The following is a 25,026-nucleotide window of genomic DNA, read 5'->3' on the forward strand; positions in this document are numbered from 1 at the left end:
CGCCATACGTTCGAGTGACCTACATGGCCGCACCATCGTCGGCAGCGCAAGCGTCAAGCGCGGGCGCGGGTAGCACCGGCGCTTGACGCAGCCATCACCGGCTCACGCCGCCATCGTGATGAACTTGCTGATGAGATATGGTTCGACTGCGTCGGGCCCGCCTTCCTCGCCATAGCCTGAATCCCGTACCCCGCCGAACGGTACTTCCGGCAGACCAAGCCCGCTGTGATTGATCGTCGTCATGCCGGCGACCACGCGCGTGCTGACCGCATGGATCGTCGCCGCCGATCGCGAGTAGGCGTATGACGCGAGGCCGTACGGCAGGCGATTCGCCTCCTTGATCGCCTCGTCCAGCGTGCCGAAGCGGTTGAACAGCACGACCGGGCCGAATGGTTCCTCATTCATGATTCGGGCAGTCGCGGGCACGTCTGCGAGCACTGTCGGCGGAAAGAAATTTCCGGGCCCGTCGAAGCGGCGGCCGCCGGTCACCAGCTTCGCGCCGTGTTCGAGCGCATCGTCCACCAGCGCTTCGAGAGCTGGAGCCCGCCGAGTATTCGCCAGCGGCCCCATCTGGACGTCCGGGTCCAGCCCGTTGCCGATCCGCAGCGCTTGTGCCGCTGTGACGAACCGGTCGAAAAAGCGGTCGGCGACCTTCTCCTGGACCAGGAAGCGCGTCGGAGACGCACAGACCTGACCGGCATTGCGAAACTTGGTCGTGACGAGGATGTCGACGGCGGAATCGATGTCCGCATCGTCGAATACGAGGACCGGTGCGTGCCCCCCCAGTTCCATCGTCGACCGCTTCATGTGTTGGCCGGCGAACGACGCCAGATGCTTGCCAATGATCGTCGAGCCCGTGAACGAGATCTTTCTGATCGCGGGGTGAGGAATCAGGAACGCCGATATGTCTGCCGGCACGCCATAGACCAGATTGACGACGCCAGCGGGCACGCCGGCATCGACAAATGCCTGGATCAGCGCGGCCGGTGACGCGGGCGTCTCCTCGGGGGCCTTGACGATCACTGAACACCCGGCAGCCAGTGCGGCCGCAAGCTTCCTTGCCACCTGGTTGACCGGAAAGTTCCATGGCGTCAACGCTGCGACCGGGCCAACCGGAAGCTTCATCGTATATTGCATCACGTTCGGAGCACGGGACGGAATCACGCGCCCGAAGGTTCGCCGTCCTTCTTCGGCCAGCCAGTCCGTCATGTCGGCCGACGCACCGATTTCGGTTGCAGCCTGCGCAAGCGGCTTGCCTTGCTCGCGCGTCAATAGCCACGCGATTTCGTCGATACGTGCACGAAGCAACTGCGCCGCTTTGCTCAGGATCGCGGCCCGCTCGACCGGAGACACGTCGCGCCATTGCTCGAAGCCTTTCTCCGCCGCATCCACGGCCTGCTCCAGGTCGACGCGCGTCGCGCGCGCGACTGTTCCGATCACTTTGCCTGTCGCGGGATCGCTGACAGGAATGCTGCCGCCGTCGGAGGCGCTCCGCCATTCGCCACCAATGAACAGCTTGACTTCCGGATAGTGGCGGAATTGTTGTTCGTTACTCATGTATCGGTCTCCAGCAGCCCGGAAGCCGGGCAGCGTTGCAAGAGGAACTTCGAAGGGTTGAACGGGAAAACGAATGCGGCGTTGCGGTGAATTCCGGCGCGGCGCGATCACGTCGTTCGCGCGCCACTACGACAATCCTTCATCGAGCGCCGCACACGCGGCGGCAAATTCGATTCGGGCGCGCGCGCTGATGTTTCGCATCCGGATGAAGCCGTGCACGAGGTCGCAGGCGTTGCGGTGCGAGCACCGCACACCCGCGACGCGAAGACGCTCAGCGAACTCGACGCCCTCGTCGTGCAACGGATCGAACGATGCGGTATGAATGAATGCGGGCGGCAGACCGGCAAGGTCCCCGGCCCGGCACGGCGCCGCATAGACATCGGGCGCTTGCCACCCGTCTCCGAGATACTGGCGAAGAAACCAGATCATCGTGTCCCGTCCGAGAATCGGTGCTTCGGCATTCGACCGGTACGATGGGCGGTCGATGTCGACGTCCAGCGCCGGATACAGCAACCACTGAAACCGGAACGGCACACCACGCCCGCGGTCCCGGTATCCGACACACAGTGCAGCGGCAAGATTGCCGCCGGCGCTGTCGCCTCCGATCGCGACGTACGCGGGATCGACACCCAGTTCGGCGGCATGCGTGCCGAACCATTCGGCAACTGCCTCGCCGTCGCGCATTGCCGCGGGATACGGATGTTCTGGCGCAAGCGAATAATCGACCGAAATTACCGTGCAGCGTGCTGCCGACGCTATGTCGGCCGCGACGTCGTCGTAGCTGTCGACACTGCCGATCACCCAGCCGCCACCGTGAAAGAACAGCAGCGCCCGGCGGCTCACGCGCCATGCGCCGCCGGGGCGATAGATGCGAACCCGCACCTCGCGTCCCGCGTGCGAGACAAGGCGGTCGCTTACAGTAACGTCCGGGGGCCTTGTGACGGGCCCTGCACGACTGGTGATCGCACGCAACACGGCCGGTTCGAGGCGATGAAGTGGGCCGCCGAGTGCCTGGTCGAACTGCGCCACGTAGGACCTGATTTCGGGATCGATTGACATCCTGTTTCCTGATAATTGCGGGCACCGCGGATCGCACGCGCAGCCGGCTGCCCGGCAACCGGACCCAAGCGGACAGCGGCAACGACGGGTGGACGAGAGGCCGGTTTCAGGGAACCAGCACGCCTCGACCGACGAGCTTGCCGTTCTGCAGGTTCGCGAGCGCTTCATTGACACCGGCGAGTCTGAAGCGCGTAACAGGAATCGGCCGAAGCTGCTTTTCGCGTACGAGATCGAGCAGTTCCCGGGTTTCGCGCAGGCTGCCGACGTAACTTCCCTGGATTGTGATCGCCTTGATCGGAATGAACGGGAGCGGCCACGGCGCGCCGCCGCCGAACAAGCCGACCATCACCAGCTTCCCCCCCTTGGCCAGACTGTCGAAACCGAGCGTCGCCGTTTCCGGGTTTCCGACGAAATCGATGGCCGCCCGCACCGGGCCGCCGGCGATTGCCAGAACCTGTTCCAGCGCATTCTGTGCCGATGCATCAATCGCCGCGATTGCGCCCGCGCGAATGGCGGCATCGCGCTTGCACGCATCGACATCCATGACGATCGCGCCGCGCCCGCCCATCGCTTTCAGCAGCGACAACGCCATCAACCCGAGCCCACCCGCGCCAATGATCAGGATCGGCGAATCGAATGCGTCGCGCACTTTCTTCACGGCTCCGTATGCCGTGATGCCCGAGCACGCGTATGGCGCGGCATCGACAGGATCCAGGCCGCTCAGGTCGAGCAGATAGCGCGCATGGGGGACCATCACGTGGTCGGCGTAGCCGCCCGGTTGCTGCACGCCGATGTAGGCCGGTTTCGAGCACATATGTTCGTCGCCGGCGCGGCACACTGAGCACGTACCGCATCCGATCCATGGATAGACAAGTCGCGCGTCGCCCACCTTCACGTCCGTGACGTCCGGTCCGATGGCCACGACTTCGCCCGCCGTTTCATGGCCCAGCGTGACCGGCAACTTCATGCCTCGCTCCGAAAACGACAGACGCTGGCGGCCGTGGCCCATTTCGTAGGATCCCTCCCAAATATGGAGGTCGCTATGGCACATGCCTGCGCCGAGCACTTTCAGCAGAACCTGGCTGCCGACGGGTTGCGGCGTCGCCGCATCGGCCTCGACGAGAGGCGCACCGAATTGCGCAATCTGGAAACTTTTCATGTTCATCGATCCTTTACCGGGAAGCCGACATGTCGAAAGGAGCGCTCGCGTCGATGATCGATTCGACGTCGGCCGCCGTCGATCGCGCCGCGCCATTGAGGGAATCGCGATCGCGGCGATCGAACAGGAATCCCGGATAGCCCTGCGCCTCGATCCGTTCGCACAACTCGCGGTAGCGCCCGACGCCGCCTGCGTACGGCATGAAGATGCGGGGCTTGCCCGGGATGTTCGCGCCCATGTACCACGACGTCCCCAGCGGGAAAAGCGTCGCCGCGGAGAGTACGTTGACGTGGTCGACCCACGTCTGCTCCGCGGCGGGGGCTGCCTCGATCGTGCCGATGCGCTCGGTGTGAAGGCGTTCGATACAGGCCGAGATCCAGTCGACGTGCTGCTCGATCGACGTCATCATGTTGCTCAGGACCGAAGGACTGCCCACCGACGCAACAATGAACAGGTTCGGAAAGCCGGCGCTCATCAGGCCGAGATAGGTCCGAGGCCCGGCTCCCCAGTGCTCGCGCAGTTGCTTGCCGTTCCGGCCGCGGATATCGATCGCGTGAATCGCACCCGTCATCGCGTCAAACCCGGTGGCAAACACGATCGCATCGACGTCATAGTGCGCCGTGCTGGTCCGCACGCCGCGCGGCGTAAGCCCGGAAATCGGTGCGTGGCGCAGATCGACGAGGGTCACGTTGTCCCGATTGAACGTCTCGTAATAGTTCGTATCCACACACGGCCGCTTCGCCGCGAACGGGTATCCGTTCGGCGTCAGCATCTCGGCCGTTTTCTGATCGCGCACGGTCTCGCGGATCTTGCGGCGAATGAAGTCCGCAGCGGTCGCATTCGCGGCCGCGTCAACCCGCAGGTCGGCGAATGTCGACGCGAAATTCAGGCCGCCCTCTCGCCATTTGCGCTCATATTCCCGCTCGCGCACGTCGGCCGGCACCTCCAGCGCACCGACCGTCGGGTCGAACCGATTCACGCCGCCCGAGTTGTAGCGCGCGACTTGCCTGCGTTTCGCGTAGTGCTGCTTGATCTTGCGATCCTGCTCGTCCGAAAGCGGCGCATTACGGGCTGGCACGCTGAAGTTCGGGGTGCGTTGAAGCACGAAGACGCGATCGGCCTGTTGGGCGATCAGTGGAATCGACTGGATCGCCGACGATCCCGTGCCGATTACTGCCACTCGCTTCCCCGAGAAATCCACGTTGTCGTGTGGCCAGTCGCCGGTATGATAGACGTCACCCTGGTACGCGTCGCGCCCGGGAATATCAGGCAGATTTGCGACCGACAGGCAACCGGTCGCGAGGATGAGAAAGCGTGCACGGACGCATTCGCCCCGATCGGTTAATACCTCCCACGTGCTCGTGGAGTCGTCGAATTTCGCACACGTTACCTGCGTGTTGAACCGGATATCGCGACGCAGATCGAAGCGATCCGCAACGTGATTCACGTAGCGGAGAATCTCCGGTTGCGTAGCGTAACGCTCCGACCAGCGCCACTCCTGTTGAAGCGCATCCGAGAATGAATACGAGTAGTCCGCGCTTTCGATGTCGCAACGCGCGCCCGGATAGCGATTCCAGTACCAAGTGCCGCCGACCCCGTCCCCGCGTTCGAAAACGATAGTCGCCAGTCCGAGTGCGCGCAGTTTGTGGAGCATGTACATACCCGCAAAACCCGCCCCGACGATCACGACATCCGTGTCATGTCGTTCGGTGATGTGCACCTGTGCTTCAGGCCTGCGCAGCAGCGTCATGATGCACCTCCCGCCCTACGCGGCTCAACGACGCGCTCGCCGCATCCGTTGCACCACCGGCGCGCGCCGGTCGCCACGCCTTTCCCGCGCTGGCTCGCCACCATACCTTTACCTGTCATGTTGCGTCTCTCCATTTCTCACTCTTAGTGAACCGTCAACCGCTTCTCCATCGGGTGCGACGCAGCTGTCGTTTCGCGCGCTCGCGCCGGCCTGTGACCATTGATCGCCGGCCCGCCGCCCCGTCACTTGCAGATGATTCCGCGTACGCCCGGGCGCCGCGATCACCCCACCTCATGAACACCATATTTTATTTTGGGATACCGTTTATATGAACAGTATTCACTTTAAGTGTGGGCTGAAATCAAGGTTTTCCCGAGTCGGGTTGACGAGATGCCGCCAGAAAGGTGTTGCGTCGGTGTTCTCGCAGGCTTTGTGATGCCGTTGACACACATCGCGACGCATCTCGACCGGCAGGATTGCCGGTCACAGGCGGCATGGCTGGTGGCGTTTTACCGCCATTGTTTTGAAGGGGGATCTGCTGCGGAGGAATCTGCCAGGCAGCGTCCGCCACGGCAATCGCCGGCAATTGTCGCGACGGGATGCTGGCCCCGGGTGTGCAAATGGCACGGCATTGCTCGACCGCAACTCCGGAGCTGTCGCAGTCCACGCCTACGGCTACACCATCAGAATGACACAAAAAGGCTGCTCGCCGAATTGCACCAGCTTACCCCGGGCACGATACCGTATCGAAGTACGGTATACTGAACTATCATCGTCATCCGTTCAGGTTAACCAAGGAACAGCTCGGCAATGTCGTCCAGCGAAGCAGCGCAGTTGCGCGATCAGATCTACGAGGAATTGCAGCGACTGCTGCTTTCCGGTGAATTTGCGGCCGGTACCGCGTTGACCGAGATGAAACTCGCGGAGCGGCTTGGCGTCAGCCGCACCCCCGTTCGCGAAGCGTTGATGCGCCTGCTCGATGACGGTCTCGTCGAGGCGCGGCCGAGCGGAACGCGGGTCGTAATCGACCTGCGCAAGAAAGTCGCGGAGGTCCTGCAAATTCGCCTTCAACTCGAGCCATTGGCCGTCGGCCTTGCTGCCCATCAGGTCAACACCGCAGACGTCGATGCACTCAACGCACTGCAAGACCGGATCGAGACGCTGTCGAAAGACTGGAACGCGAATGCAGACGTCCTGCTCGACCTCAACCGCCAGTTCCATCGGCAGATTGTTGGTCACTGCGGCAACAAGAGCCTGATCGAGATTCTGGATCGGATGAGTCCGTTTGCCGTCTTTCCACGGACGTTGACGCTGTATACCGATGCCCAGCGCATACAAGCGTTCGCCGAGCATCGAGACATCCTCGACGCACTGTGGAAGCGCGATCAGGCGACAGCGGAAGCCGTCACACGTACGCACCTGATGCGCGGCGCCGCCGCGATCAAGAAGGCACTCGGCTAGAGCGACGCTACGCCCGCGCGGCGCTGCACCGCCGGGCTTGCCATCCCTCCGCGCGACGACGCATGCCCGGCGTGCCGGCCTGCGCCGCCGGCTCACTCAAGCCGACGGCTGGCGTCCGCAGCGTGGCAGCGCATGTGCGCGTTCAGAACATCTGCCGGATGCCGATCGAAAACGCCCGCGGATTCACGCCCTGCTTCGCCGGATAATTCACGACCGCAGTACCCGCCCACAGGATGGCCGCGGCATTCGAAGCGTTGTTGACCTCACCGAATGTCACGTACACGGTAGTCCGCTTCGAAAGATAGTGCGCGTAGGTCACGCCGATGGTCGTTCCCGATCCGTGTGAGTCGGCATAGTTAAATCGAGTGCGGAGCACTTCAGCGATCAAGTCGTCGACTACGAACACCGGGATGCGGATTCCGACCCAGTAGGTACTGGTGCTGGTGAAGGTCGTCGCAGTCAGATTCTTGTTCGTTTCCGATGGATTGAAGAAATAATAGCCGGCGTACACCTTGCCGAATCCGAAGCGGTAGACCGCGCCGAATGTCGCCTCCATCTGCCACGCGCCCGCCGCGTCCGCCGGAATATCGGCCGCATACTGGCGGAAGCGATTGAACGCGGCCGTCAGATAGATCGTGTCGTTCGAATAGGTAAGACTTGTGCCGTACAACAGGCCCGTTCGCGCCACGTTCTGGTCACCGGTCGAACCGATGACCTTCAATTCGACACCGCTGCGGCTGAAGCTGCCCAGCAGCGAATTGCTGATCCGGGCGGTCGAGTTGAGGCCTGCCGAACCGCTCGTCGCGAGCGGGCTCTGGTAGATACCGTTTCCAGTCACGAGCGTATTGCCCCAGAAGATCTGGGAGGCGGCGTCGCTCAGCGCAAGCGAGATATCGACCGGCGAGTACTGCCTGCCGAGTGTCACGCTCCATCCGCGATCTGACGTCAACCCGACCCACGCCTGACGCCCGAACATCGCGCCACCCTGCTGGGCCACTCCCGTATTGGTCGCAAACCCGTTCTCGAGCTGGAATTTCGCGTGCAGCCCGCCGCCGAGATCTTCGTTGCCAAGGAAACCGAAACGGCTTCCATTGCTGACGCCCGAATCCTCCCGGAAAACCGTGTGACTGCCGTTTCCCGGCCAAGCCATCGTGAGCGCACCATCGACGATCCCATACAGCGTCACATTTTGCGCGTGCGCCCCCCCTGCGACCGCGCAAAGCACGGTCGCAGTCACGTAACGTCTCCTCATGTCGTCCTCCAAACCTTCCTGTATTTTTATGTTCGATTGCACGACTGCCCGGTTTCGTACCCGGCATAGCACGGCATCGCAACCTACCGCATGCTCAAGGCGGCGTCATGCGATGCCGCACGCGGTCAGCCCCCCGCCAATGCGCGCTTCACCGCCTGAGGAGAGCCCTTTCCGTTCGGGCTCTCGCCAATTTCAGCGTTGTGCGCGTGCGCAAGCTGATGCAGGCCGAATGCGAGATCGGTGCCGCTGCGGTAACCCATCAGGTCGTCGCATTGATTGACAGCCTGCTTCGCGAGCGCCAGCCCCAGACGTGGACGCGCAGCGATGCGCGCGGCAAGCGCCATCGACTCGTCCATCAACTGCGCGCGCGGGACCACCCTGTTGACCATGCCGATCCGATGCGCGTCTGCCGCGGTCAGGCGTTCCGCGGTAAAGAGCAGTTCCTTCGCGCGGCGGCTGCCCAGTTCCCACGGATGCGCAAACAGCTCGACACCGGGGATACCGAAATCGACCGCGGCGTCGGCGAAGTACGCATCGTCGCTCGCGACGATCAGGTCGCACGACCAGGCAATCATCAGGCCGCCCATGATGCACGCGCCGTGCACGGCGGCAATCGTCGGCTTCGGCAGTTCGCGCCAGCGTCGGCATAGCCCGACGTACAGTTCGCTTTCGCGGGCGAACCGGTTATCGGCGCCGCGTTTGCCGACGTGATCCCACCACAGCGACCGGCGGTCGAACGAGGTTTCGCGGTCCGCCGTTTTGCCGAGGTCATGCCCGGAAGAAAAGTGCGGTCCGCGCCCGTTCAGGACGGCGACGGCAAGCGAATCGTCATAGGCGAATCGCTCGAACGCACGGTCGAGCGCATAGAGGAGCGCGCCATTCTGTGCGTTGCGGACTTCCGGACGATTCAGCGTAATCAGTGCTACGTTGCCGACCGCTTCGAACAACACCGGATCCGCATCGTCAGGCGATGCGGGAATACTTGCCGTGCTCATCGTTGTCATCACTCCATGCATTCATGCGTTCGAGAATTTCGCTCGTATGCTCGCCAAGCCCGGGCGGCGCGGCAAACCGTTCTTCCGAACCCGTCTTGACCGGATTGCCGACCATGCGCGTGACGCGCCCGTTCGCGTCCTGAACATGGACGACCATGTTGCGACGCTCGACCGTCGGAAACTCGAACGCTTCCTTGACTGTCTGGACCAGCGCCGCCGGGACGTCATGCTCGCGAAATCGCGCGATCCAGTAGCCTGACTTGCGGCTCGCGAACTGCGCCTCGAGCAACGCCTCAAGTGCATCCCGGTTGCGCTGGCGCAGCGACAGGTCAGCGAAACGGGCATCTGTTGCGAGGTCGGGCAGATGCAGCGCTTCGCAATAGCCACGCCACCAGTGAGGCAACGCGCTAGGCGTCGCATAAACATATCGCCCGTCCGCGCAACGGAATGCCTGGCTCGGCGGCAGCGTTGCATGTCGCGTGCCCATACGCGTATAGACGGTGCCAAATGATAAGAAGTCCTGAGCTTGCCAGACGAGCAGACCAAGTTGCGCGTCGAACAATGACACCTCGACATGCCGGGGCTTGCCGTCGGCATGGCGTCCGTGCAATCCTGCCAGCACCGCGATCGCGGCCCACAGGCCGGCACCGGTGTCGCCGATCTGGATACCGACACGCGCCGGAGGCCCGTCGCGCTCGCCGGTGAGACTCATGATGCCGCTCAGTGCCTGAACCAGCGTATCCACGGCCGGCCGATCCGCGTATTCCCCCTCGTTGTCGAAACCGAAGATCGAACACAGCACGATGTCCGGCTTGCGCTTCACGAGCGCATCGTAGCCGATGCCCAGCCGGTCCAGCACACCGGGCCGGAAGTTCTCGCACACGACATCGGCGGTTTCGACCAGCGAAAGAAAGGTCTCGCGATCCTCGTCGCGCTTAAGGTCGAGCACCACGCTTCTCTTGTTTCGATTGACGCTGAAATAGAAAGTACCGACACCGTCGTCGTGAAACGGCGGGATCTGCCGGGTAGGATCGCCGCCCGGCGGCTCGATCTTGATGATTTCTGCGCCGAGATCCCCGAGAATCATCGTCGCGAACGGCCCAGACAGGAAGTGGGTCAGGTCAAGTACGCGCAGGTTGCGCAACGGCGACTGCAAGGGCTCGCAGCCCGGATGCTGGGCCATATGTCACACCTCCTTCAGTTGGGCAATTGAAATCTCACCGGCGAGCAAGCGGCGATTCGCAGGGACCTGTTCGGTCAGCCAACGCACGCGCTCCGCGTGCTCCGCCGCACCGCGCGGCACCGTGGCATCGACGCCCGCCTTGATGTAGGTCACTGCATGGGAATCGGCCGCGGCGATCTCGCGCGCCCAGTCCAGCGCCACGGCAAGCGCCTGCCCCGGTTCGACCACGCGATTCACGAGGCCGGCCCGATACGCGTCGTCCGCACTCAGGACGGCGCCGCGCAGCAGGATTTCCATCGCCAGCTTGTGCGGAACCTTCGCGGCAAGGCCGACAGCGAAACCACGCGTCAGCCCGATACGCGCCTCCGGATAGCGGAAGCGCGCCGACGATGCGGCGATGCACAGGTCAGCCTGTTGAAGCATGATCATCCCGGCACCGATGCACCATCCTTCGGCAGCAACGATCACCGGTTTGCTTATCGGCACAGCCAGGTTCGGCGCCCAGTTCGACGTGGTCGGCGCGTCGCCGATATCGATTCCCGCGGTGAAATCGCCGGCCGCCCCGGTCAGCACCGCCACGCGCTCTCCGCCGTGCTCAAACTGTCGCCACGCGTCCTCGAGGCCCTGTGCGACCTCGCGGTTGACGGCGTTCTTCTTGGCCGGCCGATTGATGGTGACGGTCGCGACACCGTCAGCCGATTTGTACAGGACTGCATTTTCAGACATGGTGTCTCCTCTCTGGTCATTCGGTATACAGCCTATATTTTTAGAATACTGATTGCAACAGCAATTCGCTCGTCACCTGCGTCTCCTGCGTCGTGGTAAACACGAATTTCAGCCGAAAACTTCGACAACTTCGCACGGAAATTCGGGATTCTCAATCGCCCATCCGGCAGCAAGCTTCTAGTGACATCCCCCAATTGGAATACCAAATATGTTTTTTGTATTCTCTTCGATGAAAACGCAGTACGGCATGTGGTACTCGAGCACCAGCTTGCCGGACTGTTCCGCCATGTTCTTGAGGTCGCACATCACGGGAGGATTTATGCTGGATGACACGCAACGGCCGACGGCAACGCCGACGCCAATCCGCGCCGGCGGGTATCGCTGGCTAGTGCTGGTTATGCTGCTGCTGGTGTACGCGCTGAATTGGATAGACCGGCAGATCATCGGGATCCTCGTCATTCCGATCAAACACGAACTCGGATTGACGGATACCCAGCTGGGCACCTTGGGCGGCGTGGCGTTCGCGATCTTTTATGCGGGCCTGGGGGTTCCAATCGCCTGGCTGGCCGATCGCAAGAGTCGCACCTGGATCGTCACGATCTCGCTCGGCCTGTGGAGCCTCTTCACCGCGCTTTGCGGCATGGCGACAAGCTTCTGGCAGATGTTCGCGTATCGGATGGGAGTGGGCGTCGGCGAAGCCGGCGGCGTTGCTCCGTCGTTCGCGTTGATCACCGACTATTTCCCGAGACACCTGCGCAGCCGCGCGATCGCGATCTACGCATTCGGCATTCCCATCGGATCGGCTGCCGGCATCATGCTGGGCGGCTGGATCGCGAATACTGTCAACTGGCGTACCGCATTCATCGCCGTCGGGCTGGCAGGATTGCTACTGACGCCGGTATTCCGTGCGCTGGTGCGCGAACCCGTGCGCGCCGCCGACGCCGCCGCGTCCGAGCGCGAGCCAGCCGATCCCCCGAGCCTTACCGCAATCGTGGCACTGCTCGTACGCAAGCGGAGCTTCTTGTTCCTGGCGCTAGGCTCGTCGCTCGCCTCGTTGATGAACTACGGGCTGGTGTTCTGGCTGCCGGCATTTTTCAGCCGCACCTTCAGCCTTGGCCTCATGGCCATCTCGGTGAGCTACGGCGCCGTCGTGCTCGTCGGTGGCGTGCTGGGCGTCTGGCTCGGCGGCTGGCTCGGCGACCGCTTCGGTCCCGACAATCCGTCCACTTACGTCCGTGCCGGCGCGACCATGTTGGCAGCGTCGGTGCCGTTCTATGTCGCCGGGCTGATGATGTCGTCTCCGTACTTCGCGCTGTTGTTGTTCGTCGTCCCGGCTGCATTGTCGTATGTCTGGTTCAGCCCGATCATTTCGTCGATTCAACTCCTCGCGCCTCCGCCGGCGCGCGCCACCGCATCCGCATGCTTCCTCTTCATCAACAATCTGATCGGCGTCGGACTCGGGAGTTTGATACTGGGTGCGTTGTCGGACGCGATGCGCGTGCATTTCGGCACGCAGTCGCTGCGCTATTCCATCCTGTGCGGCCTCACGATCTATCTCGTCGCCGCCGTCCTGTTCGCGATCGCGTCCCGCTACGTCAATCGCGATTGCCTAGGCGGCAACGACACCACGCAGCGCACCGGCGCCCCGATGCCGACCTGCGGCGAGATTGAAGCGAGCGTGCCGGACAAGGCAGCGGGGTTGTTCGAGTGAACCGACGCGCCAGGCCAGCCGCACAATGCATGCGCGGCCATTTGAAAGCCGCACGCGCGACCTTATGTATCCGGTTCAGGCGCTATCGCGCAACGGGGTCGCGAACGGCGAGACTGTCGAATGGTTTCCGGCCGTTCTCAAGATCGGCTCGGCGGTCGTGGACCTACGCGGCGCGATGACCGTCTGCGCTGCGCAGAGCGGCCCGGATTCCGGGCCTGCTTGTCTGCCGTCCAGCACGCGAGGCGCAAGCGCCCGGCCCACACTCCCTGCCACCGCCGCCCTGCATCGATCTCCGCCGCGTCCGCCGCTGAACATCGGGGACGGCCGGTCGTCAAATCAATGCTCGACCGCCCTTTCCGCACCGAGCCCGGTCTGCGCACGCACGAACTGGGCATCGAACGCGCGACGCTCCGCGGCTGCCTTCGCACTTCGGTCGAACATCGAAATCACGTAGCTCGCCAGGAACGCCAGCGGCATTGTGAACAATGCGGGATGATCGTAAGGGAACACGGCAGCCGGATGCCCGAGCACCGACTTCCACACCGCGGGCGACAGCACAACCAACGCGACGGACGATACGAGCCCGACGACGCCACCGCAAACAGCACCTCGACTCGTCAATCCCCTCCAGTACATCGAAAGCACGAGCGGTGGAAAGTTTGCTGAAGCGGCGACGTTGAAGGCAAGCGCAACGAGGAACGCGAGGTTCTGCCCCTTGAACAGAATGCCAAGCAGCACGGCGATGACCCCAATCGCCAGCGTCGTCCATCGGGTCACGCGGATCTCCGATGCGCCGTCCGCTCGCCCCTTGCATATCACATTGGCGTAGATGTCGTGCGACACGGCGGACGCCCCCGCCAGCGCCAGACCCGACACCACCGCCAGAATGGTAGCGAACGTTACCGCTGCAAGGAATCCGAGGAACAGGCTGCCGCCCGTCGCCTTTGCCAGATGCATGGCCACCATGTTGCTCCCACCGAGAAGCACCCCGCCGGTGCGCCCATTTTCGAAAAACTGCGGGTCCGTGCCGACAATCACGACGCTTGCGAGACCGATGATGAACATCGCGATGAACATGAAACCGATGCATGTGCTCGCGACGAACACGCTCTTTCTTGCCTCACGCGCGTTCGGCACGGTAAAGAAGCGCATCAGAACGTGCGGTAATCCGGATAGGCCGAATACGGTAGCAAGCGACATCGAGACGGCCGAGACGGGGTCTGCGAACAGCCGTCCCGGTTCCATTAGTGAGCTCCCGCCCTTGTGCACCGAAACCGCTGACACCGCAAGCCGCTCGAAGCTGAAACCGAAGTGACTGAGTGCCAGTATCATCAACAGCGTGCCGCCGAACATCAGCAGGACGGCCTTAATGATCTGAACCCACGTCGTCGCGATCATTCCGCCGAACGTCACATAGACGATCATCAGGCACCCGACGCCGACGACCGCATAGTTGTAGTCGATCCCGAACAATAGTTGAACGAGTTCACCCGCGCCGACCATCTGGACGATGAGATAGAAGAACACGACCGTCAACGAGCTGATCACCCCCATCCAGCGCGTGCTGATCGGATCGAGCCGGTAGGCGATGATGTCGACGAACGTGAACCTGCCGAGATTGCGCAGTCGCTCTGCCATGAGGAACAGCATCACCGGCCAGCCCACGAAGAACCCGACGACATAGAGCAAACCATCGTAGCCTTTCGAATAGACGAGGCTCACGACGCCAAGCAGCGTTGCGGCGGACATGTAGTCCCCGGCAACGGCAAGGCCGTTCTGTAGGCCGCTAATGCCGCCGCCGGCGGTAAAGAAATCACTCGCCGTCCTGGTGCGATGCGCTGCCCAGTACGTGATGCCCAGCGTGATGCAGACGAACACCATGAACATTGCGATGGCCGTGAGATTGAGCGGCTGCCGCTGGCCACCCACCGCGACGGGGCCCGCCCATGCGAGCCCTGCCGGCGCGGCGGAAAACGCGAATGCAGCCGACCAAATGTGTGCGATTGACCTCATTTACCCACCTCGCCGAGCAGTTCGTCGCTCAACCTTTCGAACCGGTCGTTCGCGACATGGACGTAAAGCCAGGTGAGCCCCCATCCCGCCACGATCACGGCAACCGCGAACATCACACCGACAGTCGTGACGCTACCCGCGGACACGGGACTGCGCAACAGATCGGGCCGCAACGCAACTAGCGAGATCAGCCCGAAATACGCCCCCAAAACGGTGACCATCAACGCCCTGACCAGGTGCGACCGTTCCGCGACCAGTTCACGAAACTTCGCATGCTCCCGCATGCGCGATACCGCACTTTCATTCAACGTCATATGCATCCTCCTCGAATGTCTGGATTCCGGATCACCTTTCGGTCCTCGATCCTGCCAATAAAATTCGTTATCCATATAATATTTTCCGCGCGATCAGGAGAGCGATGAGTCGCCGGGCGCAGCACTTCAGGCCTTCTCCACCCTCCACACCGGCGACGGGACGGACATGCAGACAAATCTGCCGGCCGCCGTGTCGCGATCATCCGGGTACCCGTACGACTGAGCTTATTGGCACGATTGCCGAATTGCAGCCCCCTCCAGTGGGGGGCGGTAATGCGTGTGCTGCTTCGCCGGGAATGACCCGACTACTCCGGTCGGCGACTGCCGACCGGCCTCAATGCGCTTACACCGGCACGATGCAACTCCCCCCTGTCCGGGGGGGACAAAAACGGGGCTTCAAGCGGTATTTCTGACGGACGGACTCAGGCGCAGGAACCGCTGGGCGATCACAGCGCAGTTTCTGTCGTCCGACTGCTCGAGTGCCCGCTCCATGACGCCGGCGTGTACGCCGTCGATGTGTTATCGGCGGAGCGCATGATCGACCGTGCGGATGCCACGTCCGGACATTCGTATTACAGGGAACCACGACACCTCATTTCATTGCTAATGTCATGCATATCTTCCGAACCGACCTGAATCTCCTCGTGGTTCTCGATCGCATTTATACACAGCAGAGCATCACGCGCGCGGCACAGCAGCTCAACCTCAGCCAATCGGCGGTCAGCCATGCACTGAATCGGTTGCGCGAACTGCTCGGCGACCCGCTGTTCGAGCGTCACGGCAATGCAATGGTGCCAACCCCATTTACGCGCGCGATCATTGCGCGTGTACGCGATGGCTTGCACACGCTCGAATGCACGCTGCACGAATCCAGTCGCTTCGACGCCGAATCGGCGAATCGACGGTTTACGCTCGGTGTTCTCAACGCACACGAGCCGGTCGTATTGCCACCCATCATGCAATATGTCACGCAGCATGCTCCGTCGGTTGATGTCGCCGCGATACAGCACGATCGGCGCACGATAGAAGCAGACCTGCTCACTGGTTCGCTCGATGCCGTCATCGACGTGTTGCTGCCTCACCCGCAGTCGGTGTGCAGCGCCAGGCTCGCGACAGACAAGTACGTGGTACTGTGCCGACGCGATCATCCGCGCGTCGGACAGCACCTCGATCTCGGCGCCTACCTCGCCGAAGAGCACGTGCTCGTGACGAGCCGGCGACGCGGCGGCGGCGTCGAGGACTCTGCACTCGTCAAGCTCGGCGCCGAGCGGCGCGTCCGCCTGCGATGCATCCGCTACTTCGCCGCGTGCCGCGTGATCAACCAGACCGACCTGCTGCTGACGATGCCGGAGCGCTACGCCCGGTTGCTCAACCAACTTGTCGACAACCAGATGATCGAATGCCCGTTCGACGCATCGATCGATACGTATCTCTACTGGCATGCGAATTCCGATGCTGATCCAGCGAACGTATGGCTCCGACAGCGACTCAGGGCGATATTCGAGTCCGCTCATGCAGAGGCGGCGCAACACCTGTGACACGATGCCCGGTCGTCTCCGCCAGACGGCGTCCCGCCCTCTCTACCCCTTCAGCTCGCGCCTCAGGATCTTGCCGGTCATGGTTTTCGGTAACTCGTCGAGGATCTCGACGATGCGCGGATACTTGTACGCCGCCATCCGATCCTTGCAGTACGCGAGCAGCGCGTCAGGTGCGACCTGTGCATTCGGTTTCAGGCTCACGACAGCCTTGACCGTTTCGCCACGGTAGCTGTCCGCCACTCCGACGACGGCTGCCTCGCGCACGGCCGGATGCGTATACAGCACGTCTTCGACTTCACGCGGCCAGACCTTGTAGCCGCCCGCGTTGATCATGTCCTTCTTTCGATCGACGAGATAGAACCAGCCATGCTCGTCCATGAAACCGACGTCGCCGGTACGGAAATAGCCGTCGACGATTGATTTCGCGGTCTCTGCCGGCTTGTTCCAGTAGCCGGGTACAACCATCGGTCCACGCGAAATGATCTCGCCGGTCTCGCCTGACGGCAGTGCCCGGCCCTCTTCGTCGCCAATGTACGACTCGACATTGAACACCGGCACGCCGACTGCGAGGGTCCCCGACGAAGGGTCGACGGGCGCCTCGCATCCAGGCGGCACGCAGTGCGTCGGCGAGTTCGTCTCGGTCAACCCGTAGCCGTTGTGAATGTAGTGGCCGAAGCGCTCCCGGAACGCGTCGATAACACTTGGCGGAATCGGTGCGCCACCCGAGTAGATGCGCCGCATCGATGCCAGATGCTCGCGGGTTGCAAGTGGATGGTTCATCAGCGCGATGAATGCCGTAATCGAGCCGATCGTGAATTCGGCGCGATGCTCGCGGATCGCGTCGAGGATCACGCCCGGCTCGAAACGGCACGCGAGGATCAACGGCGCAGCGCAGATGAACGCCGCGCCGATATGCCCGACAAGCCCGGTAATGTGGAACAGCGGAGCGACACCCAGGATCGGACCGCCTTCGCGCAGTTCGATCCAGTCGCGGTATACCTGCGCATTGAACGCGATGTTGCCGTGTGTGTTCATCGCCCCCTTCGGCGCGCCGGTAGTGCCCGACGTATAGACAAGCATCGCGATGTCCGACGATCCGACGGCGACGGGCGGCGGCCTGTGGCCACGATACGCGGCGATCGCCGTCGACAGATCCTCCGCACCTTCGGCCGGCTGGCGTCGCGTGTTGGCAAACAGCCGTGCGTCATTTCGGTGCTGGTATTCAAGTTCGAACGTCGTCATGACGGCCGGCTGTACGGCCGGCTCGCCGCGCGCGGCGGCTGCAGCCTCCTCCGCAAGAAACGGGCGTACGACACCGGCATAAAGCGATTCGTGACAGACCAACATCCGCGCGCCCGAATCTGCGAGCAGCACACGCAGCTCACGTGCGCGATTCATCGGATTGATCGACACCGCGATCATCCCGAGCTTCCATGCGGCAACGAGCGCGATCATGAATTGCGGCACGTTTTGCAGATAAAGTGCAACGCGATCGCCACGGACACAGCCGCGCGCGAGCCACGCGCTTGCGAGGGCATCCGACAGGGCGTCGAGCTCAGCGTAAGTCAGCACGCCGTCGAAATACAGAATCGCGGCACGCTCCGGCGCCCGTTCGACGGCCGCGCGGAACATGCTCAGTGCGTCTGTAAACACCGGCGAGATCGTCGCCAGATGGCCGGTCGCATAGTTCGCGAGCCAGGGCTTGCTGTCATAGGGCGTCATGGGCACTCCACGAATGGGCGCCGCGGCATCCGGTGCACGCGTCGCCGAAATTGCACGGTGTGCCCGGCGCTAACTGCGCCGGACACGTTCGGACCGGAAATGTAGACGGCCTACTTGATGACCACCGGGTTGACCGGTGCGCCGCTGCCGTTGACGATCTTGAGCGGTGCTGCCGTATAGAGGAACGACCACTGCCCGTCGTCCGCGCAGTCGGCGGCGAGCGGATCGAGCTGCGCAATCTCGGTCAATGTGATGCCGAGGTTGCGCATCAGCGCGTTGTGCAGCGGCAGTGCAACGCCCGATTCGGGATCGATCGTCACCTCGTTCGCAATCGTGTCCGTGACGAGGTTCGGAATCTCCATCTGCTGGAACCATTCGACAAGCTCGGGGCTGTAGGTCAAGCCCGGCTCGATGAAATTCTTGTAGAACTCCGCCTTGTCGCGCTCGTAGAACGAGCCAATCCAGCCGGTGCGGATCACGAGGATGTCACGTTGTTCGATCGTCACGCGTTGCGCGTCGGCTGCGTCGAGCAAATCACGATGCGTAAAGGTCTCGCCCGGGTCGAGTACCGCCTTGCCGCGATGCCGTGCGATATCGATCAGCACGCCGCGCCCGACGACTCCGCGTTCCGCGATCGGCAATACACTCGCCTTCGCGAGGCCGCCGATCGTCGATTTCGCGTCGTAGCCATTCCAGATCTGGTCGCCGTACCAGACATGGCCGAGCGCGTCGTACTGCGTTGAGCCTTGCAGATACATGATCATCATGTCGTCCGCGTATTCAAGGAGCCCGGGAAACAACGGCCCCTTGCCGCACATGTAGTGCCCCTTGTCCATCACATTCATGCGGCAAGCCGGTGAGCGACCCGGCCAGACAGGATCGCCCTTCGGGTTCCCCATCTGAATCTGCAGCGTAAACGTCTTTCCAGAGCGCACCGCCGAAACGCCACGCAGCACCTCGGATCTGGTCAGGTAGTTTAGCGAACCCACCTCGTCGTCGGCCCCCCACTTTCCCCAGTTCTTCGGCGCATCACGCAACAGTTCGGCCAACTCCGGAACATTCTTCGACTCCATGCATCGTCTCCTTTCAAATCTACCGTCGAAACCTCCTCGGTCGAGCATGCGTGCGGAAGACCCCCACTCATACCGCCGAGATTCATCGAAGTATTTTTCATTGACGACAGCGTAGGCTCGCATAAAATTCGATGCAAATGAATTGTTTTCATTGCACTCAATTAGATTCGTACATATCTAGTACTACCCCCATATTTCCACACAATGGATCATTGATCTAAGATCACCGACAAATTACACCACAACCCCAATCACCCACTTCTAAATTTTACTTTCCAATCAGCGCCACGAGCATTGATCACCTAAAAATCAACCTCGCATTCACCGGCTCGCCGTTTAATAAAATTGTTTTTACTCAAATCCAATAGTTTTCAAATTTACTTCCAACGATCAATAAACACATTTAGAAGAACATAATCAATTTGGAGATGATTGAAGATGCCCGTTCGTTCCAAAATCAGTGGAATCGCGCTGTTGACAGCCGTACTGGGAAGCACCGCGCTGCAGGCGCATGCGCAGAGCAACGTAACGCTTTACGGGATCGTCGACAGCGGCTTCCTGTATACAAGCAAGACGCTCGATACCACGAGCGGACAGAACGCTGGCCATCAGTTTTCGCTGATCAGCGGCGGAATGACGCCGTCGCTGTTCGGCGTGAAAGGCACCGAGGATCTCGGCGGCGGCGTAAAAGCGATCTTCACGCTCGAAAGCGGTATCGACCTGTCGCAAGGTAACTTCACCGACTCGAATGGCAATTTCTTCGGCCGCCATGCCTGGATCGGCATCCAGAGCGACCTGGGCACCATCAAGGCCGGTTTGCAATTTTCCCCATTCGTGCTGTCGCTGATCTCGACAGACCCGCGCTCAGTGTCGTTCTTCGGCAGCCAGGTGCCGCTTTACGTCGGCAACGTGCTAGTCACCGGCATCTTCAACGCAAATGCGATTTCGTATGCAAGCCCGACGATTGCGGGTTTTCAGGGCAACGCGATGCTCGCGCTTGGCGGCGTCGCTGGCAATTTCCAGGCGGGTCGCCAGTATTCCGCAAGCCTGAACTACACGTATGGCCCGATTCTGGTTAGCGCAGCCATGTATAGCGGTAATGCGGGCGGCACCGCTGCCGCGACACCGGTGCCGAGCACAGTGGCATTCTCGGGCCGCACGATTAGTGCCCGTTATACATTCAACGACCTGATCGTGAACGTGCTGTTCGTCAATTACAAGGTCGCAGGCTCGTTCGACAGCCGCGTATACGGTGGGGGCTTAAGCTACAGATTCACGCCCACGATATACGCTGACGCGGGCGTCTGGTATACGAGTGACGGAAACGACACACGGAATCATTCGATCCTGGCCGCAACAGGCTTGACCTATAGTCTGTCGAAGGCGACGCTGCTCTACGGCCAGTTCGGCTTCGTCAACAACCATGGAAAGATGAACACCGGCCTTTCAACCAACGGTGCACTTTACGGTGCCTCGGGATCGACATTCGGCACCGTCGTCGGGATTCGGCATCTCTTCTAGTCAGTACGACTCTCCGTGAGGCACAAGGGCTGGCCTGCTGCGAGGGATCAAACGCGGGCTAGGAGTGCATGGTGGGCGCACCATCGTTGATTCCCGGGAAGCCGGGTGAATGCATCAAGACCGATCGCCGTGATGCTGTGAAGCTTGCGCGGTCGCTGCGCGCCGGGGATCTGTCAGCGGTGTACGTGCCCAGCGTCGAAGATGAAGCATTTCGCGATCTGGCTCGCGCATGGGTCGGCGCCAACGACGATGCGAGCGGCTCGAGGCTGCGTTGCGCGAGGCAGTCGTCAACTGGCGCTTCCATCCAGCCGTCCTTGGCCTGCAGACGAAGCGCGACGTGCAGTTCACCACGGCGGTCGGGATGCTCGCCGCACTCGGCGATCTGTCCCGCTTTGCTCACCCACGCCAATTGATGGCCTGCATCGAACACGCTCATTGGCCTCAAACGGCTGCGCTCTCCGTCGCGCCGGCCGTCGTCGAGCCGCCACGACCGCGCCGGCTTATACATCCGCCACGATCACCACTTTGCCTTTGACCTGGCGATCCGCCATGCGGGCGATCGCATCGGCTGCGCCGGCAAGCGGCACACGCTCGGTGATGACAGGCCGGACCTTGCCCGCCGCAAACCATGCAGCAAGCAGTCGCATGGTGGCCACATGCTGTTGCGGATCACGGCGCACCGCATCGCCCCAGAACACGCCAAGGATGTCACGCTCCTTGAGCAACGCCAGATTCAGCGGGATCTTCGGAATCTCGCCAGCAGCAAAGCCAATCACGAGAAACCGACCGCGCCAGGCGGTCGCGCGCAACGCCGCCTCGCTGTGCAAGCCGCCCACCGGATCGTACACAACGTCAACGCCGCGCCCATCGGTCAGTTCGTCGACGCGGCGACGCAGGTCGTCGGTCACGTAGTCAACCGTCTCGTCCGCGCCCGCATCGCGGCACAGCGCCAATTTATCAGCCGTCGACGCAGCCGCGATGACACGCGCGCCGAGCGCCTTCGCTATCTCGATCGCTGCGAGCCCGACACCGCCCGCGGCGCCCAGCACGAGCAATGTTTCCCCCCGCTGTAGGCATGCCCGCTGCTGAAGCGCGTGCAGTGACGTCCCGTATGTCAACGTCAACGCGGCGCCCTGATCGAAATCCATCCCGGATGGCAGTGTGGTGAGCTGGTCCGCTTCGGTGACACACATCTCCGCGAATGCGCCATAGCCAGTCCATGCGATCACGGCATCGCCAGGTTGCCAAGCAGTCACACTTTCGCCGACCGCGTCGACCATGCCGGCGAGCTCCGCGCCGGGCGAAAACGGTAGCGCCGGCTTTGTTTGGTACAGCCCCTGAACGATCAGCGCATCGGGAAAATTAAGCGCAGCGGCCTTTACGCGAATCCGCACTTGTCCTGCGGCCGGTTCGGGAACCGCGACGTCCTCGAGTCGCAACCGGTCGATCGGTCCGAAGGCCGTACAAAGTAGAGCTTTCATGCGTTCACTTCTCCTTGCGCGGCATCGCGAGCCGCTTAGTGTCACCGCCCCGCCGTGGCCCATACCTCGATACCGGAGCGACATTCGATCACGGTCGCTCGAACGGCAACGCGGAAATGTGCGGAATATCACTGCAACAACATGAATGCCGCCGCTGGTCGGAAAGCGCCGCGAATCGCGATCGGCGACACGTCACGCACGCGGTCGGAGATGCTCTCCGCTGTCGGTAGCATCCCAGCCATGGTGCCGACGAACAGCGGTTCGTTCAGGGTCTTGCGCAAGCGCACGAACGCCTTGCTGACGGCCGGCTCTGTGATGCCCAGCACATCGGTCGCGCGCGCCAGCTTGGACTTGACGTAGATCGCATCGAATACGATGAAGAAATTCATGCCAATCTTCGATCCGGCATCGCCGGACTCGTTGCCGCATCGAAACGCGCGCGATCACTACCCTTCCGTGTCGCGCGACGACATCGCGTTCGCCGTCGGCGACGCATTCGCACGGTGTCCACGACCGCGTCCGCACCGCACGGAACAGCGCACTCGGGTCAGACACGCCATCGATGGCCTCCACTCGGACGATCGCCTGCAAATACACGTGATGTCCTGTCGCGCAAAATACTCGCCCCGCCAAACACTTTGCTGTTCGCCGTGCGCTGAGAGCCTCTCGTGGTTCTCCGTGTCGAACGACACAATCCGTGCCGTACGAGAGTGAATTCCGCAGTTGCGTGCACACCAGGTCGGATACGTTCAGCCTGGTAAATACACGCTCGCCTCAAAACTCACTTATTGAATCGCGAGCCATTCATTCCATGAAATCCTCCGGACGCCTCGGTCCGGAGGATTTGCATCGCTCACGCGTGTATCGAATTCTCCACGTCACTGGCCGCCTTCCAATCGCAATTGGAGCTTGCTTGTCACCGACGTGACGCCTGGTACCTGGCGAGCTGCCTCCACAGCGGCTTTATCCTGCGACTCGTCCGTGATCATTCCGGCCAGCGTAACCTCGCCCGTCTTTGCTTTGGCAAACACGGTGACCTGCGCATTGCCGATGCCGGGGGTCTTCACGATCGCCTGACGGACTTTCTTCGCGAACGCGCGATTCTCCACGCGCTCGGCCTTCTTCGCCGCACGGGGCGACGTTGCCGCCGTTTTGGTCGTTTGCGCATCGGGTGTACCGGATTGCGCGTAGCACATCGCGGACGACAACGCGACGATACTGGCAAAAACGCTCACGAGACGTGTCTTCATCATCCTCTCCTGGACAAGAACGAACGGGAAACTACGGATTAGCGGACGCCTGAGTTCGACGTCCGGTGTTACGCTTGGCGGCGTGCTCGCCGTTCGGCAGGATGCCTGCCCGCCCTATGCGGCAATCGAATCCAGTGCCTGCTCGTCGGCTTCCAGCGCCGGCGATAGTGTCATGCGCAAATGGTCGAGAAACGTTCGTATTTTTGCGTCCATGAATTGCCTGGACACGTACATCGCGTAAACGTCGAGCATCGTCAGGCGATAAGCCGGCAACACCCTGACGAGCTGTCCGCTTCGCAGATCGTCAATGACCGAATAGATGGCCAACGACCCGATCCCCAGGCCGGCACGCAAAGCAATGGTCATCGCCTCCGGCGCATTCGCCTGAAACCGCGCCGACAGGACCGAGTGCGATACGATCTCGCCACGTGCGCCGTGAAGCAGCCATTCGTCGCTTGATTCCGCTGGCGTATCAAGGCGCAGACACGTATGGCCGGCAAGATCAGCCGGTTTCAAGGGGGTGCCGTACTGGTCGAGATAAGCTTTCGATGCCACCAGAACGCTGTAGCTTTTGCCGTAGGTGTGCGCGATATAGGCGGAATCCGGCAGACTCGATGCGGTGACGACCGACACGTCGTAGCCCTCTTCCACCAGATTCGGCATCCGCTGCGAGTATGTGATTTCGACCGCAACCTCGGGAAAGGCCGCCTGATAGGCAACGACCGACTCGGTTACATGACTTTGCCCGAGTCCAGGCATGGTGTGCACGCGCAAGCGCCCGTATGGACGGACAAGCGCATTTCGGGCCTCGGCGTTCGCCTGATCCACGTCGCCGAGGATCGACAACAAGCGCTCAAAGTAACGCCGCCCACTGTCTGTCAGCGCAATTCTCCGAGTCGTTCGATGCAACAGCCGGGTTTGCGCGTATTCCTCGAGACCGGCGACCGCCCTCGACACCTGTGCAATCGCCACATCGGTCTGTTTTGCCACTGCGGTGAAGCTGCCGGCCTGTACGACGCGTACGAATGTCCGCATGTTTTCAAGCATGTCCATTTTGATCCATCGTCAATCACTGTCTTTGCACAGAACGTGCGATCGGGGGAGGCCTGGTGATGCACGCTGTGGAAGTGACACCCGACAAAACCATCTGGAGATTGCAGCCTGAAGGGACGGCGCCAGCGTAACGGGACATTCGTTCGCGCCACGCGCCGCCACGCTCAATGGTACGGATTGTCGAGCATTCCGTAACTCGCAATCAGCC

At 61.9% G+C, this 25,026-nt stretch carries 19 protein-coding genes and 3 pseudogenes; 5 read left to right on the top strand and 17 right to left on the bottom strand.

The window, feature by feature from the left end:
• Positions 1-102: 102 nt before the first annotated feature.
• From G3N94_RS03505 to G3N94_RS03520, 4 genes are all read right to left on the bottom strand, one after another.
• Complete coding sequence (locus G3N94_RS03505; protein ID WP_205790699.1) at positions 103-1,557, bottom strand: NAD-dependent succinate-semialdehyde dehydrogenase; 1,455 nt, start codon at positions 1,555-1,557, stop codon at positions 103-105.
• 126 nt (positions 1,558-1,683) lie between these two features.
• Positions 1,684-2,616, bottom strand: a complete 933-nt coding sequence (locus tag G3N94_RS03510; protein WP_205790700.1) for an alpha/beta hydrolase — start codon at positions 2,614-2,616, stop codon at positions 1,684-1,686.
• 106 nt (positions 2,617-2,722) lie between these two features.
• Positions 2,723-3,775: an alcohol dehydrogenase gene (locus G3N94_RS03515; RefSeq protein WP_205790701.1), complete on the bottom strand. Its 1,053-nt coding sequence runs from the start codon at positions 3,773-3,775 to the stop codon at positions 2,723-2,725.
• A 13-nt stretch (positions 3,776-3,788) separates the two neighbouring features.
• Positions 3,789-5,525, bottom strand: a complete 1,737-nt coding sequence (locus G3N94_RS03520; RefSeq protein WP_205790702.1) for an NAD(P)/FAD-dependent oxidoreductase — start codon at positions 5,523-5,525, stop codon at positions 3,789-3,791.
• A gap of 810 nt (positions 5,526-6,335) precedes the next feature.
• Between G3N94_RS03520 and G3N94_RS03525 the strand changes: the two genes are divergently transcribed.
• Complete coding sequence (locus G3N94_RS03525; protein ID WP_205790703.1) at positions 6,336-6,986, top strand: GntR family transcriptional regulator; 651 nt, start codon at positions 6,336-6,338, stop codon at positions 6,984-6,986.
• Positions 6,987-7,128: 142 nt separating this feature from the next.
• Here the strand turns inward: G3N94_RS03525 and G3N94_RS03530 are convergent, their stop codons facing one another.
• The 4 genes from G3N94_RS03530 to G3N94_RS03545 all read right to left on the bottom strand — a co-directional run bounded on the left by G3N94_RS03530 (position 7,129) and on the right by G3N94_RS03545 (position 11,142).
• Positions 7,129-8,223 (bottom strand): porin, encoded by a 1,095-nt coding sequence (locus G3N94_RS03530; protein ID WP_205790704.1) that lies wholly within the window; start codon positions 8,221-8,223, stop codon positions 7,129-7,131.
• Positions 8,224-8,363: 140 nt separating this feature from the next.
• Entirely contained in the window at positions 8,364-9,233 is an 870-nt protein-coding gene (locus G3N94_RS03535; protein WP_205790705.1) for an enoyl-CoA hydratase, read from the bottom strand.
• Complete coding sequence (locus G3N94_RS03540) at positions 9,202-10,377, bottom strand: CoA transferase (protein ID WP_205790706.1); 1,176 nt, start codon at positions 10,375-10,377, stop codon at positions 9,202-9,204. The genes G3N94_RS03535 and G3N94_RS03540 overlap by 32 nt, the downstream gene beginning before the upstream one ends.
• Positions 10,378-10,419: 42 nt before the next feature.
• Positions 10,420-11,142: an enoyl-CoA hydratase/isomerase family protein gene (locus G3N94_RS03545; protein ID WP_205790707.1), complete on the bottom strand. Its 723-nt coding sequence runs from the start codon at positions 11,140-11,142 to the stop codon at positions 10,420-10,422.
• A gap of 319 nt (positions 11,143-11,461) precedes the next feature.
• On the opposite strand from G3N94_RS03545, the gene G3N94_RS03550 reads away from it, so the two are divergent.
• Positions 11,462-12,853, top strand: a complete 1,392-nt coding sequence (locus tag G3N94_RS03550; RefSeq protein ID WP_205790708.1) for an MFS transporter — start codon at positions 11,462-11,464, stop codon at positions 12,851-12,853.
• Positions 12,854-13,189: 336 nt separating this feature from the next.
• On the opposite strand, the gene actP is transcribed toward G3N94_RS03550, so the two are convergent.
• Both actP and G3N94_RS03560 read right to left on the bottom strand, forming a co-directional pair.
• A complete protein-coding gene (gene actP, locus G3N94_RS03555) occupies positions 13,190-14,866 on the bottom strand; it encodes a cation/acetate symporter ActP (protein ID WP_205790709.1) in 1,677 nt (558 codons plus the stop codon).
• Positions 14,863-15,180, bottom strand: a complete 318-nt coding sequence (locus G3N94_RS03560; protein ID WP_205790710.1) for a DUF485 domain-containing protein — start codon at positions 15,178-15,180, stop codon at positions 14,863-14,865. Before G3N94_RS03560 ends, actP begins: the two co-directional genes overlap by 4 nt.
• Positions 15,181-15,791: 611 nt before the next feature.
• On the opposite strand from G3N94_RS03560, the gene G3N94_RS03565 reads away from it, so the two are divergent.
• Complete coding sequence (locus G3N94_RS03565) at positions 15,792-16,718, top strand: LysR family transcriptional regulator (RefSeq protein ID WP_205790711.1); 927 nt, start codon at positions 15,792-15,794, stop codon at positions 16,716-16,718.
• Between the two features lie 42 nt (positions 16,719-16,760).
• Here G3N94_RS03565 and G3N94_RS03570 read toward each other — a convergent pair whose 3' ends face one another.
• Together G3N94_RS03570 and G3N94_RS03575 are read right to left on the bottom strand one after the other, a co-directional pair.
• Positions 16,761-18,440, bottom strand: coding sequence for an AMP-binding protein (locus tag G3N94_RS03570; RefSeq protein ID WP_205790712.1), 1,680 nt, complete (start codon positions 18,438-18,440; stop codon positions 16,761-16,763).
• A gap of 110 nt (positions 18,441-18,550) precedes the next feature.
• Positions 18,551-19,513: a cyclase family protein gene (locus G3N94_RS03575; RefSeq protein ID WP_205790713.1), complete on the bottom strand. Its 963-nt coding sequence runs from the start codon at positions 19,511-19,513 to the stop codon at positions 18,551-18,553.
• Positions 19,514-19,951: 438 nt separating this feature from the next.
• On the opposite strand from G3N94_RS03575, the gene G3N94_RS03580 reads away from it, so the two are divergent.
• Both G3N94_RS03580 and G3N94_RS42165 read left to right on the top strand, forming a co-directional pair.
• Positions 19,952-21,034 carry a porin gene (locus tag G3N94_RS03580; protein WP_205790714.1) on the top strand — a complete coding sequence of 361 codons (1,083 nt, stop codon included), beginning with the start codon at positions 19,952-19,954 and terminating at the stop codon, positions 21,032-21,034.
• A gap of 53 nt (positions 21,035-21,087) precedes the next feature.
• A pseudogene (locus G3N94_RS42165) lies at positions 21,088-21,452 on the top strand (IS110 family transposase); the annotation flags it as partial.
• Between the two features lie 82 nt (positions 21,453-21,534).
• Here the strand turns inward: G3N94_RS42165 and G3N94_RS03590 are convergent.
• The 5 genes and pseudogenes from G3N94_RS03590 to G3N94_RS03605 form a co-directional block, all read right to left on the bottom strand.
• Positions 21,535-22,515, bottom strand: a complete 981-nt coding sequence (locus G3N94_RS03590) for an NADPH:quinone oxidoreductase family protein (RefSeq protein WP_205790716.1) — start codon at positions 22,513-22,515, stop codon at positions 21,535-21,537.
• Positions 22,516-22,706: 191 nt separating this feature from the next.
• A pseudogene (locus tag G3N94_RS03595) lies at positions 22,707-22,904 on the bottom strand (LysR family transcriptional regulator); the annotation flags it as partial.
• A 207-nt stretch (positions 22,905-23,111) separates the two neighbouring features.
• Positions 23,112-23,248: pseudogene (locus tag G3N94_RS43130) on the bottom strand (histidine phosphatase family protein); the annotation flags it as partial.
• 145 nt (positions 23,249-23,393) lie between these two features.
• Positions 23,394-23,765, bottom strand: coding sequence for a BON domain-containing protein (locus G3N94_RS03600; RefSeq protein ID WP_205790718.1), 372 nt, complete (start codon positions 23,763-23,765; stop codon positions 23,394-23,396).
• A gap of 114 nt (positions 23,766-23,879) precedes the next feature.
• Positions 23,880-24,818 (bottom strand): LysR family transcriptional regulator, encoded by a 939-nt coding sequence (locus G3N94_RS03605; RefSeq protein WP_205790719.1) that lies wholly within the window; start codon positions 24,816-24,818, stop codon positions 23,880-23,882.
• Positions 24,819-25,026 lie beyond the last annotated feature (208 nt).

It is taken from the genome of Burkholderia sp. Ac-20353, assembly GCF_017104785.1.
GTDB lineage: Bacteria > Pseudomonadota > Gammaproteobacteria > Burkholderiales > Burkholderiaceae > Burkholderia.